14 protein-coding genes are annotated in these 12,354 nt (G+C 69.1%); 8 read left to right on the plus strand and 6 right to left on the minus strand.

Annotation, left to right across the window (positions count from 1 at the left end; all coding sequences use genetic code 11):
* Positions 1-51: 51 nt before the first annotated feature.
* Positions 52-828, plus strand: coding sequence for an enoyl-CoA hydratase-related protein (locus ACIQTX_RS04460; RefSeq protein ID WP_402969405.1), 777 nt, complete (start codon positions 52-54; stop codon positions 826-828).
* A gap of 44 nt (positions 829-872) precedes the next feature.
* Here the strand turns inward: ACIQTX_RS04460 and ACIQTX_RS04465 are convergent, their stop codons facing one another.
* Genes ACIQTX_RS04465 through ACIQTX_RS04475 form a run of 3 tightly spaced genes read right to left on the minus strand, consistent with a single transcriptional unit; the run spans position 873 to position 2,321 of the window.
* A complete protein-coding gene (locus ACIQTX_RS04465; protein ID WP_402969408.1) occupies positions 873-1,316 on the minus strand; it encodes a YdeI/OmpD-associated family protein in 444 nt (147 codons plus the stop codon).
* The gene (locus ACIQTX_RS04470) at positions 1,313-1,783 is read right to left on the minus strand and encodes an SRPBCC family protein (RefSeq protein ID WP_402969411.1); all 471 of its coding nucleotides are present in this window, start codon (positions 1,781-1,783) and stop codon (positions 1,313-1,315) included. The genes ACIQTX_RS04465 and ACIQTX_RS04470 overlap by 4 nt, the downstream gene beginning before the upstream one ends.
* A gap of 1 nt (position 1,784) precedes the next feature.
* Positions 1,785-2,321, minus strand: a complete 537-nt coding sequence (locus ACIQTX_RS04475) for a MarR family winged helix-turn-helix transcriptional regulator (RefSeq protein ID WP_028500751.1) — start codon at positions 2,319-2,321, stop codon at positions 1,785-1,787.
* Positions 2,322-2,461: 140 nt separating this feature from the next.
* On the opposite strand from ACIQTX_RS04475, the gene ACIQTX_RS04480 reads away from it, so the two are divergent.
* Genes ACIQTX_RS04480 through ACIQTX_RS04495 form a run of 4 tightly spaced genes read left to right on the plus strand, consistent with a single transcriptional unit; the run spans position 2,462 to position 7,122 of the window.
* The gene (locus ACIQTX_RS04480) at positions 2,462-3,238 is read left to right on the plus strand and encodes an electron transfer flavoprotein subunit beta/FixA family protein (RefSeq protein WP_402969414.1); all 777 of its coding nucleotides are present in this window, start codon (positions 2,462-2,464) and stop codon (positions 3,236-3,238) included.
* A gap of 1 nt (position 3,239) precedes the next feature.
* Positions 3,240-4,211, plus strand: a complete 972-nt coding sequence (locus ACIQTX_RS04485; protein ID WP_402969416.1) for an electron transfer flavoprotein subunit alpha/FixB family protein — start codon at positions 3,240-3,242, stop codon at positions 4,209-4,211.
* Positions 4,212-4,213: 2 nt separating this feature from the next.
* Positions 4,214-5,920: a cytochrome b/b6 domain-containing protein gene (locus tag ACIQTX_RS04490; RefSeq protein WP_402969419.1), complete on the plus strand. Its 1,707-nt coding sequence runs from the start codon at positions 4,214-4,216 to the stop codon at positions 5,918-5,920.
* 50 nt (positions 5,921-5,970) lie between these two features.
* Positions 5,971-7,122, plus strand: a complete 1,152-nt coding sequence (locus tag ACIQTX_RS04495) for an acetyl-CoA C-acetyltransferase (RefSeq protein WP_402969421.1) — start codon at positions 5,971-5,973, stop codon at positions 7,120-7,122.
* Positions 7,123-7,203: 81 nt separating this feature from the next.
* Here the strand turns inward: ACIQTX_RS04495 and ACIQTX_RS04500 are convergent, their stop codons facing one another.
* On the minus strand, positions 7,204-7,713 hold the full coding sequence (locus ACIQTX_RS04500) for a GNAT family N-acetyltransferase (RefSeq protein ID WP_028500746.1): 510 nt from the start codon (positions 7,711-7,713) through the stop codon (positions 7,204-7,206).
* 131 nt (positions 7,714-7,844) lie between these two features.
* On the opposite strand from ACIQTX_RS04500, the gene ACIQTX_RS04505 reads away from it, so the two are divergent.
* Both ACIQTX_RS04505 and ACIQTX_RS04510 read left to right on the plus strand, forming a co-directional pair.
* On the plus strand, positions 7,845-8,405 hold the full coding sequence (locus tag ACIQTX_RS04505) for an acyl-CoA thioesterase (protein WP_402969424.1): 561 nt from the start codon (positions 7,845-7,847) through the stop codon (positions 8,403-8,405).
* A 39-nt stretch (positions 8,406-8,444) separates the two neighbouring features.
* Positions 8,445-9,932: a hypothetical protein gene (locus ACIQTX_RS04510; protein WP_402969427.1), complete on the plus strand. Its 1,488-nt coding sequence runs from the start codon at positions 8,445-8,447 to the stop codon at positions 9,930-9,932.
* Positions 9,933-10,394: 462 nt separating this feature from the next.
* Here the strand turns inward: ACIQTX_RS04510 and ACIQTX_RS04515 are convergent, their stop codons facing one another.
* Complete coding sequence (locus ACIQTX_RS04515) at positions 10,395-10,955, minus strand: hypothetical protein (protein ID WP_402969430.1); 561 nt, start codon at positions 10,953-10,955, stop codon at positions 10,395-10,397.
* The gene (locus ACIQTX_RS04520; RefSeq protein WP_402969433.1) at positions 10,952-11,656 is read right to left on the minus strand and encodes a hypothetical protein; all 705 of its coding nucleotides are present in this window, start codon (positions 11,654-11,656) and stop codon (positions 10,952-10,954) included. The genes ACIQTX_RS04515 and ACIQTX_RS04520 overlap by 4 nt, the downstream gene beginning before the upstream one ends.
* Before the next feature lie 126 nt (positions 11,657-11,782).
* Here ACIQTX_RS04520 and ACIQTX_RS04525 point away from each other — a divergent pair, with 126 nt between their 5' ends.
* On the plus strand, positions 11,783-12,202 hold the full coding sequence (locus tag ACIQTX_RS04525; protein WP_402969436.1) for a hypothetical protein: 420 nt from the start codon (positions 11,783-11,785) through the stop codon (positions 12,200-12,202).
* Positions 12,203-12,354 lie beyond the last annotated feature (152 nt).

Raw genomic sequence — 12,354 nt, forward strand, 5'->3', positions numbered from 1 at the left:
GATTCGACGGCCAGGGTGAATGCTGAAGAACACCACGACGGAGAGGGCGACATGACCGAGTACGAGACGATCCTGGTCGAGCAGCGCGGACGGGTGGGGCGGATCACCCTGAACCGCCCGGAAGCGCTGAACGCGTTGAACAGCCGGCTTGCGGAAGAGGTCACCGCCGCCGCGCTCGCCTTCGATGCGGATGAGGGCGTCGGCGCGATCGTGGTGACCGGGTCTGAGAAGGCCTTCGCCGCCGGTGCCGACATCAAGGAGATGGAGGGCATGTCCGCGGCGCAGATGCTCGAGACCGACCATTTCGGCGTCTGGCACGAGTTCGCCGCGGTGCGGACCCCCGTGATCGCGGCAGTCGCAGGCTTCGCCCTGGGCGGCGGATGCGAGCTGGCGATGATGTGCGACATCATCCTGGCCGCAGACAACGCCAAGTTCGGTCAACCCGAGATCAACCTCGGCGTCATCCCCGGCATGGGCGGCACGCAGCGTCTGATCCGCGCGGTCGGCTACTACAAGGCGGCAGAGCTGGTGCTCTCCGGGCGGTTCATGGGCGCGGAGGAGGCGGAGCGCTCCGGCCTCGTGTCACGCGTCGTGCCGGCATCCGACCTCCTCGCCGAGGCGACGAAGCTCGCCGACACCATCGCCTCGAAGTCGCTGCCGTCGGTCTACGCCGCGAAGGCCGCGCTGGATGCCGCGATGGAGACGACCCTGGCTGAGGGGCTCGCGCACGAGAAGCAGGCTTTCGCCGCGCTGTTCGACACCGCGGATCAGAAGGAGGGCATGTCGGCCTTCCGGGAGAAGCGGGCGCCCGACTTCCAGAACCGCTGAGCGCCCGCAGAGATGACGCGATGAGTGCCGGAACCGAGGAGCCGTCAGCCGCCGAGAGAATCGACGATCTTGGCGATCCGGCGCTCGCGCGTGGCCTCCTGCTTGGCCTCGGTCACGCTCCGCGCGTGCTCTTTGCGCACGGTGTACGACAGGGCGTCGAAGGCGGTGCGCAGCGCGGGGTCGGCGTCAAGCGCTGCGGCGAGCTCGGCCGGAACGTCGACCGTGCGCTCGGCGGAATCCACCCGGATCACGGCGTCGATCTCCTGATCGATCTCGAGTCCGAGGTCGCCGCGCACGGCCTTGCTGAAGCCGATCATGTTCTCGCTGCCCATCCGCGCCAGGCGCAGGCGTGCGGTGCGTCCGCCGATGGTCACGGCCACCGGGAAGGCCTTTCCGGCACCGAGAGATGCGACCTGCTCATCGCTGAGGAGGATCGCCGCAGCGGGACCGCGGCCGGTGAGGACGGTGTGCAGACGCAGTTCGCTCATGCCGAAAGCGTACGCCCGGGACCCTCGAACTCGGCGGCGAGAATCGCGTTGCGCTCTGCGATCAGCCGGCGCATGTATGCGCGCATGAACATCGCGTCGACGAGCCGCCCGAGCGGACCGAACGGTGAGCGGAAGGTCACGGTGTCGCGCATCAGGGTGCCGTCCGGATGCTCCTCGAACCGGTGCTCGTGCAGCAAGGCGCCGAACGGGCCGGAGATCTGTCGGTCCGAGAACCCGTGGGGTGGATCGATGTCGAACACGATCGAGCGCAGACGGAACGGGATGCCGAAGTGGCGTGCCCGCCAGGTCGCGGTGCTGCCTTCGGTGAAGACGCCGCCGGCCGGTGCCTCGACCATCGACTCGCCGTATCGGGCCATGCTCTTCACATGGAGCGCGGGGTCGAGCGACGCGGCGAACACTTCGGCGGGAGTCGCGCCGATGATCGTCTCGAGCGCGAACCGGGCCATGTCAGAGGGCTTCGGGCTGCGGGCGCGGATCGGCGAAGTCGCCCGCGTCCTTGCGAAGCCGGGCCACGATCGCGACGAGCTCGGCGGCGTCGTCACGGCTCATGCCCGGCTCGGCGAAGACGTCGGCGTTGAGGGCCTTGGTGGCGCGCTCGACCAGTTCCCGGCCGGACTCCGTCAGGACGAGGAGGGCTGCGCGTCCGTCGTGCGGGTGCGGCTCACGCGCGATCAGGCCGTCGCGGACCAGTCGTTCCGCCGTGCTCGTGACCGTGGTCGGATGCACCTGCAGGCGGGCGACCACGCTCGACAGCGGGAGGCTGCCCGCACGGCTGAAGGCCAGCAGGCGCAGCACCTCGAACCTGGCGAAGCTGAGCGAGAACGGTTTGAGGGCGGCATCGACGCGCGCCAGCAGCAGCTGCTGGGCCCGCATGACCGAGGTGACGACCGCCATGCCGTCCGCGGCATCCGTCCATCCGTGCGCGAGCCACTGGCGCTTCGCCTCGGCGAGCGGATCGATGGGCAGCGGTCGGGGTCGGGTCACGTCTCTACGGTAGCGGCGGGAGGCTGCGCCCCGGCGACGGCGCGCGACGTAGGCGAAGTCGGCGCGGGTGGGCCTCAGTCGCAAGTGAGCTGGAACTCAGTATCGCGGTCTAGAATTGCAGCAGTCGTGAGGAGCAATCGATGAAGATCTTCGTCCTGGTCAAAGAGGTGCCGGACACCTATGGCGATCGCAAGCTGAATCTCGAGACGGGGCTCGCCGACCGTGCGGCCGGCGATGTCGTCCTCGATGAGATCACGGAGCGGGCTCTCGAGGTCGCGCTCAGCTATGCCGACAAGAATGACGGCACCGAGGTGGTGGCCGTCGCAATGGCGCCCGGAGGCTCGACGGCTTCCGTGCGCAGAGCGCTCGCGATCGGTGCGGGCTCGGCCGTGCACATCGCCGACGAGCAGCTCGCCGGCGCCGACCTCGGTCTCACCGCAGAGGTGCTCGCCGCGGCAATCCGCCGTGGCGCCCCCGATCTCGTGATCACCGGCAACCTGTCGACAGACGGATCCGGTGGTGTCCTTCCCGCGATGCTCGCCGAGCACCTCGGCTTCGCTCAGGCGACGGCGCTCACATCGGTCGAGATCACCGCCGACGGCATCTCCGGAATCCGGGGTGCGGATGCCGGAAGCCAGCCGGTGTCAGCGCCGCTCCCGGCCGTGATCTCGATCACCGAGGCGCTCCCCGACGCACGCTTCCCCAACTTCAAGGGCATCATGGCCGCGAAGAAGAAGCCGCTCGAGGTGCTCTCGCTCGCCGACCTCGACGTCTCGGCAGACCCGTCCGCCGCTCCGCGGACCATCATGACGACCGTGTCGGAGAAGCCCCCGCGGGCTGCCGGCGTGAAGATCACCGATGAGGGCGACGCGGCCGACAAGCTCGTCGACTACCTTGTGCAGAACAGGCTGGTGTGAGATGACTTCCTCCGAGAACCCGATCCTCGTCCTCATCGATGTCGACCCGTCCGGCTACGTCGCGACCAGCACTGCTGCGCTCATCGGGGCGGCCTCGACGATCGGCTCGCCCGTCGCGCTGATCGTCGGAGGCAGCCCGGCCGCGGTGGATCAGGCCGCTGCGGCGGGAGCCTCCGTCGTGCTGACCGCCGAGGGCGACCCAGCCGCGCTCACCGTGCCGATCGTGGATGCTCTGCAGGCCGCGGCCGCACAGCTGCGCCCCGACGCCGTGCTCATCTCGAACTCGATCTCCGGTCGCGACGTCGCGGGACGCTTCGCCGTGCGCACGAAGAGTGCGCTCTCCGTCGACGCCGTGGGTGTCTCCCGCGATGACGAGGGCATCGTCGCCCACCACTCCGTCTACGGTGGGGCATTCCTCGTCGACTCGGCTCCCACCTTCGGCACTCCGGTGATCACGGTGCGCCAGGGCGCGGTGGATGCGCGCGCTGAGGCCGTTCCTTCCCACTCGGTCGAGGTGCTCGATGTCACACCGTCCGGGGCTGTCGCAGCGACCGCCGGTCCGGTCGAGGCGGTGGAGGTCGCATCCTCCCGTCCAGAACTGCGCGGAGCAGCGCGCGTCGTCTCCGGCGGTCGTGGTCTCGCGTCGAAGGAGAAGTTCGTTCTCGTCGAGGAGCTCGCAGATGCTCTCGGCGCGGCCGTCGGCGCCTCCAGAGCTGCCGTCGATGCGGGGTACATCCCGCAGTCTCACCAGGTCGGACAGACCGGGGTGTCGGTGTCGCCGCAGCTGTATGTCGCACTCGGCATATCCGGTGCGATCCAGCACCGTGCGGGCATGCAGACGTCGAAGAACATCGTCGCGATCAACAAAGACCCCGAGGCGCCGATCTTCGACGTCGCGGACTTCGGCATCGTCGGCGACGTGTTCGCGGTGGTGCCGCAGGTGATCGCGGCCCTCGAGGCGCGGAAGAAGTAGTCATGGCGACGCGGATGCTGCGACGCGGTCTGCCGCGTACACCTGGCGGGGAGCCCTGGCCCCCCGCGGATGCGGTGGCTGTGGAGGAGACGGCTGCGGATGTGACGGCCGTCGGTGTGGCGGTCGGGGATGCTGTCGCGACCCAGGCGCCGATCGAGCGCGCGGTGACTCCGGGCCTCGCCGCGGCCGTCGATCCTGTCGTGTCGACCGATGCCGTGGATCCGGCGCCGGTGATTTCCACCGCGCCGACTGCCGGCGCCGCTCCCGTGGCGACCACCGGAGCATCGAAGGTCCGTCGCGGCCTGCCGCGCGTGCCGGGCGGAGAGCCCTGGCCCCCGTCGCAGACCGCGTCCCCCACCGCTGCGGCAGTTCCCGCTGCGCACGCCGCGGTGCCCGTATCGAACGTCGCGGCAGTCGCTCCCGGATCGTCGGCGCCGGCTGTCGCATCGCCCGCTCCGACGCCCGCCGTCGTTGCACCCGCCGTGGTTGCACCCGCCGCGCAGACCGCCGCTGCCGACGGCATCCGTCGCGGCCTGCCCCGCGTCGTCGGGGGTGAGCCCTGGCCGCCCGCAGGCACCGTTGCGCTCGCGACCGTCGCGGCCCCTGTCGATTCCGTGGCGCCCGATTCCGTGGCGCCCGAGTCCGTCGCTCCCGAGAGCAACGCTGCCGCCGCGGCGGACGCCACCGATGTGGCCGTCGTCGAATCCGCACCCGCCATCGCCGACGTCTCCGTTCCGCTGCCGTGGACGCGCACGGTGTGGAACGGGCGCGCGCCACGTCACATCGCCGAGGCGCCGGCGCCGGCATCCGGTCGCCCTCGCCCGACGTGGCCGCAGGCCATCGCCGTCCTCTTCGGGGCCGCAGCGCTCGGGGTGATCGCTGGAGCCGCCATCGCCTTCGTGCGCACGCTGCTGAGCTTCCCGTTCGTGCAGGACTTCCTCGCGGCTTTCCCCGGGGAGTACGAGCCGGCCATCGCCGTCGAGCCCGGCTTCTCCCCGTGGATCGGCTGGCAGCACTTCTTCAACATGTTCCTGATGGTGCTGATCATCCGCTCGGGGCTCCAGGTGCGCACCGAGAAGCGACCCACAGTCTTCTGGACACCCCGTGGCGACGCGAAGGGCAAGATCAGTCTGAACCTCTGGTTCCACCAGTCGCTCGACATCCTCTGGCTCGTGAACGGCGTGATCTTCGTGGTGCTGCTGTTCGTCACCGGGCACTGGGTGCGCATCGTGCCGACGAGCTGGGAGGTGTTCCCGAACGCACTTTCGGCGGCCCTGCAGTACGTGTCGTTCGACTGGCCGCACGAGAACGGCTGGAACAACTACAACAGCCTGCAGCAGCTCGCCTACTTCGCGACCGTGTTCATCGCTGCACCTCTGGCGGCGATCACCGGGTTCCGCATGTCGGGGCTCTGGCCGAAGAAGGCCGAGAAGCTGTCGAAGGCGTACCCGGTGGAGTGGGCCAGGGCGCTGCACTTCCCGATCATGCTCTACTTCGTGGCGTTCATCATCGCGCACGTCGCCCTCGTGATGCTCACCGGATTCCTGCGCAACCTGAACCACATGTTCGCGTCGCAGGATGCGGTCACCTGGACCGGGTTCTGGGTCTTCATCCTCTCGCTCGTGGTGATCGCGATCGCCTGGGTGGCCGCCCGGCCTCTCGTGCTCGCACCCATCGCGAAGGCGTTCGGCAAGGTCTCGGGCCGCTGACCCGACGGCGTTCGACGACACAGCGTCACCCGCACGACGGAAGGAAGATCATGGCCGAGGCGTACATCATCGACGCGGTCCGTTCCCCGGTGGGACGGCGCGGGGGATCGCTCTCCGGCATCCATCCCGCTGATCTCGGGGCGCACAGCCTGCGGGCGCTGGTCGACCGGGTCGGTGTCGATCCTGATGCCGTCGACGATGTCATCCTCGGCGCCATCGACGCGATCGGCGGGCAGGCAGGGAACGTGGCGCGCACCGCCGCCCTGGTCGCCGGATTCCCCGAGCATGTGCCCGGTGTCACGATCGATCGTCAGTGCGGGTCGAGCCAGCAGGCCGTGCACTTCGCGGCGCAGGCCGTGATGAGTGGCGTGAACGACCTCGTGGTCGCCGGCGGTCTGCAGAACATGTCGCAGGTGCCGCTGACCGCGGCCGCGATCGTCGGGGAGCAGTACGGCTTCACGACGCCGTATGCGGAGTCGCCCGGATGGCGCGAGAGGTATGGCGACCAGGAGATCTCGCAGTTCGCCGGCGCGGAGCTGATCGCCGAGAAGTGGGACATCTCCCGCGAAGAGATGGAGCAGTTCGCCCTGGAGAGCCATCGGCGCGCGGCGCTCGCGCAGGATGAGGGTCGGTTCGAGAACGAGATCGCCCCGCTGAACGGTCTCGACCACGACGAAGGTGTGCGCCGGGACACCACTCTGGAGCGGATGGCCGGCCTCGCGCCGCTGCGGGAGGGCGGACGGATCACCGCCGCCGTGTCGTCGCAGATCAGCGATGCCTCCAGCGCGGTGCTCATCGCGAGCGAGCGAGCGGTGCGCGAACACGGGCTCACGCCACGCGCACGCATCCATCAGATGACGGTGCGCGGTGCCAGCCCCGTACTCATGCTCACCGCGCCCATCCCGGCGACGAGGCTCGCCCTGGAGCGCGCGGGTCTGAGCGTCGCCGACATCGACCTGTTCGAGGTGAACGAGGCCTTCGCCCCCGTGGTGCTCGCCTGGATGCGCGAGCTCGACGCCCCACACGAGAAGGTCAACGTCAACGGCGGAGCCATCGCGCTCGGTCATCCCATCGGGGCGACCGGCACGAGGCTCATGACCACGATGCTGAACGAGCTCGAGCACACCGGCGGTCGCTATGGCCTGCAGGCGATGTGCGAGGGCGGCGGCGTCGCGAACGTGACGATCCTCGAACGCCTCTGACCCCGGAGCCGTGCGCGAGAACAGACGCAAAGAGCGGGCCGTCTCCGATCGGAGACGGCCCGCTCTTGTGTACGCGGTGGATCAGGGGCGGACGAAGCGCACTTCGGTCAGCGTCTCGCCCAGGAACGGCTCGGTGTGCGACGCTCCGTCGAGGCGGAATCCGTTGCGCGTGTAGAAGCGGTGCGCGCGGGGGTTGTCCTCGGCCACCCAGAGGTAGAGCGGCTCATCCTTCTCGACGGCGGCGTCGAACAGCTTCTGGCCGATGCCGGTGGAGTGCCACGCGTCGAGCAGGTAGATGAAGTAGAGCTCGCGGAACGCGGGAGCATCCTTGTCGCGGGCAGGGCCGGAGCCGACGAAGCCGACGATCTCACCGTCGACGAGCGCGGCGTTCATCTTGAACTCGGGGCCCTGTGAGGCCCAGTGCGTCCACAACTCGGCCATGCGGCGGGGCGAGACCTTCTCCAGCGCAGCCGTGCTGATCAGGTGGTCGTAGGTCTCGTGCCAGCACTGCGCGTGCACGCGACCGAGGGCTTCCGCATCCACATCACGGACCGGACGGACGATGACTTCAGACTGGGCTTCGGCGCTCATGTTCGTGACTCTACGCGCGGCGTCGGCGAAGAGGAAATCGAGTGGGACCCCGACGAGACGTGACGTCGTCGCATGGAGGGTTCGCACAACGAAGTTCGCAGATCATGCACGCCTGGCTACGATAAGTCCTCGTGAACGTGATCTGGCGGACCCTCCTCGTGATCCTCGGCGCTCGCCGTCGCGTGCGACGGGGGAAAAGCCTCGACCCCACCGCCGTCGGCACGATCCGCCTCACCACTCTCCCGACCGACATCGACATCCTGCGCCACATGAACAACGGCCGCTACCTGTCGCTGTTCGACCTCGGGCGCTGGGATCAGCTCATCCGCACCGGGCTGTTCGACGCGATGAAGGACCGCGGCTGGTACGCGGTGGTCTCCAGCGAGACGGTCACCTTCCGCAAGTCGCTGCAGCTGTGGCAGCGGTTCGAGGTGCAGTCGCGTTTCATCGGACATGACGACAAGGCGCTCTTCATGGAGCACCGCGCCGTGGTCGACGGCGAGGTGTACGCCCGGGCGATCGTGCGGGCTCGGATGCTGCGCCGCACCGGAGGCACCGTCAGCAACGAAGAGCTGTTCGCCGCGGTGGGCAAGCCCGAGGGTGTGCCGGAGATCGACGCGTGGGTGCACGACTGGGCCGCGGCATCCGCCCTCCCGCCCGTGCGGGTGAAGGCCCCGAGCGTCTGGGGCTGATGACGCCGGCGCCCGCACGAGCAGCGATATATTGACCGTGTGCTGGCGATCCTGACGACCACCGGGCGGGTGCTGTGGAGACACTGGCCCGCGCTGATGGCGTGGTATCTGGCCGGCGTCCTCATGCACTACGTCATCACCGAGATCGCGGGCTTCATCGGTGCGTCCTCGGCCACGGTCGGCTTCCTCGTCCTTCCTGTCGCGATCCTCGCGCGCCTGGTGAGTCTGGTGGCGATGTTCCTGGTGCTGCGCGACGGTCTGCGCAACCTGCAGGAGGTCGCACCTCTTCCGGAGACGGCCGTGGATCGCCGTCGCACCTTCCTCTCGGCGCTGCTCGCCGGCATCCTCCCCTTCTTCGCGGTCTATTGGGCGCAGGGGCTGCTGGGCGAGGACATCCGGGCGTACTCGTTGCGCGCTCTCGAGGTGCGCAACGGCATCATCTGGACGGCGGCTGTCAACGGCGAGGATCCGGTGAGCTCAGTCGACACCGTGCTCAACCTGCCGATCAACGTGTGGACCGTCTCGATCATCGTGCTCGCGTTCGCCGGCCGTTGGGCCTGGTCGAAGTGGTCGGCGAAGCTCGCGAAGTGGCTCTCGCCGGTCGCGGTCTACTTCGAGGTCGTCTGGGTCTTCTTCTCGGTGATGGTGCTCGGCGACATCTTCGACACGATCAAGGGGTGGGTCGACAGCCGCGCCGCCATGGCCTTCCTCGAGACGGTCAGAGAGCAGATCCTCGATGCCGTCGCCCCGCTGCGCTGGCTATGGGAGGCGATCGGCTGGTTGCTCTCCGAGGCGGGGCCTGTCCTCCTCGCTCCGCTCGCCTGGCTGACCATCGCCGGGGTGGTCTTCGGCCAGGCGATCGTCGCCGAGAAGCTGCGCGTCGAAAGCGAGCTGATCGCCCGCGTACGTGAGCACGCGGCCGTCATCCCCAATCCGCTCGTACGACGGCTCAAAGACCTGGGGGAAGAGCTCGGCGCGCGCTTCCGCCCGATCGGCCGGGCGCTGCTGCTGATGTGGCGCGCCGGTCCGCTGCTCGTCGGCTCGTATGCCCTGCTCTACGTTCTCGTGAAGGCGCTCGAGTCGTACCTCTCCTTCGGCATCACCCGACTCATCGGGCCCCAGGAGTACGTGTTCTGGGCGGTGGCGACGCCGCTGGTGTCGCTGGTGCCTCTGCTGCTCATGGAGCCGCTGCGGATCGCGGTGATCAGCGGGGCGTACGACGCGACCCTCGGGCGGCTGCGTCGGCGGCAGCAGGACCGCACCGATACGACAGGTCTTTCGCCGCAGGAGTCGGAGATGCGCGCCGTGGCCGATGCCGCGGGTCTTCGCCCTCCTCGGTGGACGCCGTCGCCGCGGCGATGGTCGACGCGCCGGTCAGGGACGGCGTCGAAGGTCAGGGTTCGAATTCGAATCTCACGAAGGATCCGCCGGCCTCGTAGGGGCGCACGTCGACCCAGAACGGTCCCTCGACATCGTCCGGCACCACGAACGGGACGATCAGCTCATAGGCGCCCGCCTGCTCGCTGAGGCAGGTCTCGGGTTCGTCTGCGCTCCAGTCCAGCCCGACCTCCGCACGCACGGGACTCCACTCCCGCCCCGTCGACTGCTCCACGAGCATCGGCGCCTCGCACCCGATCCCCTCGGAGCCGGCATCCACCGGCACCGCGACCGCGATCAGGCGCGTGTGCTCCGGCACGTCGAGCCCCGAGACATCCTCGATCTCGCCGCCGCGCACCGGACCCCAGGCCGCGCCGGCGAGATCAGTCGTCTCCCCCTCCGGCACAACCACTGGCGTGACCGCGCGAGCGCCGAATCCGAAGTACTGGTACCACTCCTGCCAGCCGACCGCGACGGCGGTCGCCGGCAGGAGCAGGGCGAGCGCGACCAGGGCCAGAGTGTTGCGCCGCCACCAGGAAGGCCGTTTCGGCCGTGCATCCGCAGCCTCCCGCTTTTCCTTAGGTGCGGGCGGTGGGGGCGGGAGGGGAATCGTCATCGGGCCCAGCCGTTCTCGTCCAGGAGCACCTCGGTCTCGACGGGCAGCGCGGCCAGGTCGATCGACAGATCGATCACGCCGTCGCGCCGCACTTCGAAGCCGCCCGCTCCGGGCACGCCCAGACGGAGTGTGGCCCTGTCGCCCACGACGTCTTCGGGGAGCTCGAAGGCGAGGCTCCCGGCACGGGAAACGCCGGTGACCAGGCGCTGATCCACGAAGGTGGTGCCGCGATCCGTCGCTGTGAATGTCCGGTCGCCGATCGTGAGTTCAGCGAGCCTGAGGGTGCTCAGATCCTGTGTGACCCCGCTCGCGGCCTCGAGATCGACGACGAGCCAGGTGCCCTCGGCAGACCATCCCGCCACATCTGCGACTCGGTTCGCGAGGTGTACGTCGGTCGCCGTCGCGACGAGGTTGCGCGTGGAGGCCTGCTCGCCGATCTGCGCGACCGTGGGGAACGGCGCGTCCGGAGCGTCGTCGGGAAGCGTCGCCTTCGAGACACCCCACGCGCAGACGAGCAGCGCGGCGGTGGCGAGCCAGATGAGGGCGTGCTTCTTCACGGGAGTATCACCTCATCGATCGTCGCCATGAGGGTGGCCCCGACGGTGACATCCACCCAGTAATCGCCGCGCATCACGCTCTGCCCGACGTAGTGGTCCGAATCGGGGAGGGTGAGAGTGATCTCATCGCCGTCGTGGAAGTCGTCCGGCCCGACGGTCCAGGTGAGCAGCAGGCGGGCGGGGACATCGGGCTGCAACCGGGGTGCGCGCTCGCCGTCGTCGGCACGGAGGACGTCGCCCTTCTTGTCGAGCCCTTCGATGCGGATGCCGTCGACGACCGGGGATAGCGGGGGGTTCGCTGTCGACGGTCGCGGCTTGTCGAACGTGTTGGTGACGTCGACCGTGACGACCAGGATTCGCTCGCCCTTCTCTTCGTCCGGATAGACCAGGGCGTGGCCGCTTTCAGCGCTCAGCTCGTCGCGCAACTCGACTCCGACGACTGTCATCTCCAGATCGGAGCCTGCGAAGGTCTCGCCGACCTTGACGACAGGGGTCGGGTCGACGGCGGCGGCCTCGAGCCCGCCGAACACGGCCGTGGTCGCCAGGATCACGGCTCCGGCGCCGGTGAGGAGCCAGGAGGTCGGGATGAGATCGATGCTGCGCCGCGCCCAGCCGAGCACCTTCGCGCGCGCCCCGGCGTTCGCGGCGATGACAGCCCGGTCAGGCACCTGGGCCGGAGGCTCCGGCGGCTTCGTGGTCACGGCAACAGCATAGAACCGGGTGAAGGCCCGAGCGTCTGGGGCTGAGCAGTTCTCGACGCCGATCCCCGCACGACCTAGGGTGAGGGTGCGCGCCACGCGCACACGGTGGTGCGAAGGGATACGACGGTGACCGGGACAGCAGCGACGCGGGATCGCCCGCAGCGGGAGTGGATGCCCGTGACGATCGCCATCCCGATGTTCCTCTCCGCGCTCCTCGCGCTCGTCTGGCTCGGTGCAGGCGCCCTGCTGATCTGGCTCCTGGCGACGCTCCCCACCCCGGCGAACGCGACATCGACGATCCTCTGGGGCGGACTGGTCGTGTTCGGCATGCTGGTGAACGTCGCCGTGCTCGTCGGGCTCGCGCGGCGCATCTCGTGGATGCGCTGGGTCGCGGTCGGCCAGGGGCTCGCGATGACCGCGCTGTTCATCGCGACGCCCATCGGGCTCTGGGTCGGCCCCATCGGCATCGGGCAGGGGCTGCTGCTTTTTGTGCCGTCGGCGCGCCGATGGTTCCTCGAAGCGAAGGACCGGCACCCGGCGCTCTGAGCGCGGAGTGCTCCTCCGCTTTCCGTAAGAACCCCGCTTCTTTCCCCGTCACAGAGCAGAAGGAGGGGTGCTTCGGGAACGCTCCTCAGTACTCTGAGCGGGAAGTCAGGGGCGCAGACGCCCCGGTGATCCCGTCGACGCAGACGGGCGGA

It is taken from the genome of Microbacterium sp. NPDC090281, from assembly GCF_044769635.1.
In the GTDB taxonomy this organism is placed as follows: domain Bacteria; phylum Actinomycetota; class Actinomycetes; order Actinomycetales; family Microbacteriaceae; genus Microbacterium.

Bases quoted from the DNA above. Each gene is read 5' to 3' on its own strand.
- ACIQTX_RS04495 (WP_402969421.1), top strand. From the start codon at position 5,971: ATGGCCGAGGCGTACATCATCGACGCGGTCCGTTCCCCGGTGGGACGG.
- ACIQTX_RS04470 (WP_402969411.1), bottom strand. From the start codon at position 1,783: ATGGCCCGGTTCGCGCTCGAGACGATCATCGGCGCGACTCCCGCCGAA.
- ACIQTX_RS04460 (WP_402969405.1), top strand. From the start codon at position 52: ATGACCGAGTACGAGACGATCCTGGTCGAGCAGCGCGGACGGGTGGGG.
- ACIQTX_RS04500 (WP_028500746.1), bottom strand. From the start codon at position 7,713: ATGAGCGCCGAAGCCCAGTCTGAAGTCATCGTCCGTCCGGTCCGTGAT.
- ACIQTX_RS04465 (WP_402969408.1), bottom strand. From the start codon at position 1,316: ATGAGCGAACTGCGTCTGCACACCGTCCTCACCGGCCGCGGTCCCGCT.
- ACIQTX_RS04480 (WP_402969414.1), top strand. From the start codon at position 2,462: ATGAAGATCTTCGTCCTGGTCAAAGAGGTGCCGGACACCTATGGCGAT.
- ACIQTX_RS04490 (WP_402969419.1), top strand. From the start codon at position 4,214: ATGGCGACGCGGATGCTGCGACGCGGTCTGCCGCGTACACCTGGCGGG.
- ACIQTX_RS04485 (WP_402969416.1), top strand. From the start codon at position 3,240: ATGACTTCCTCCGAGAACCCGATCCTCGTCCTCATCGATGTCGACCCG.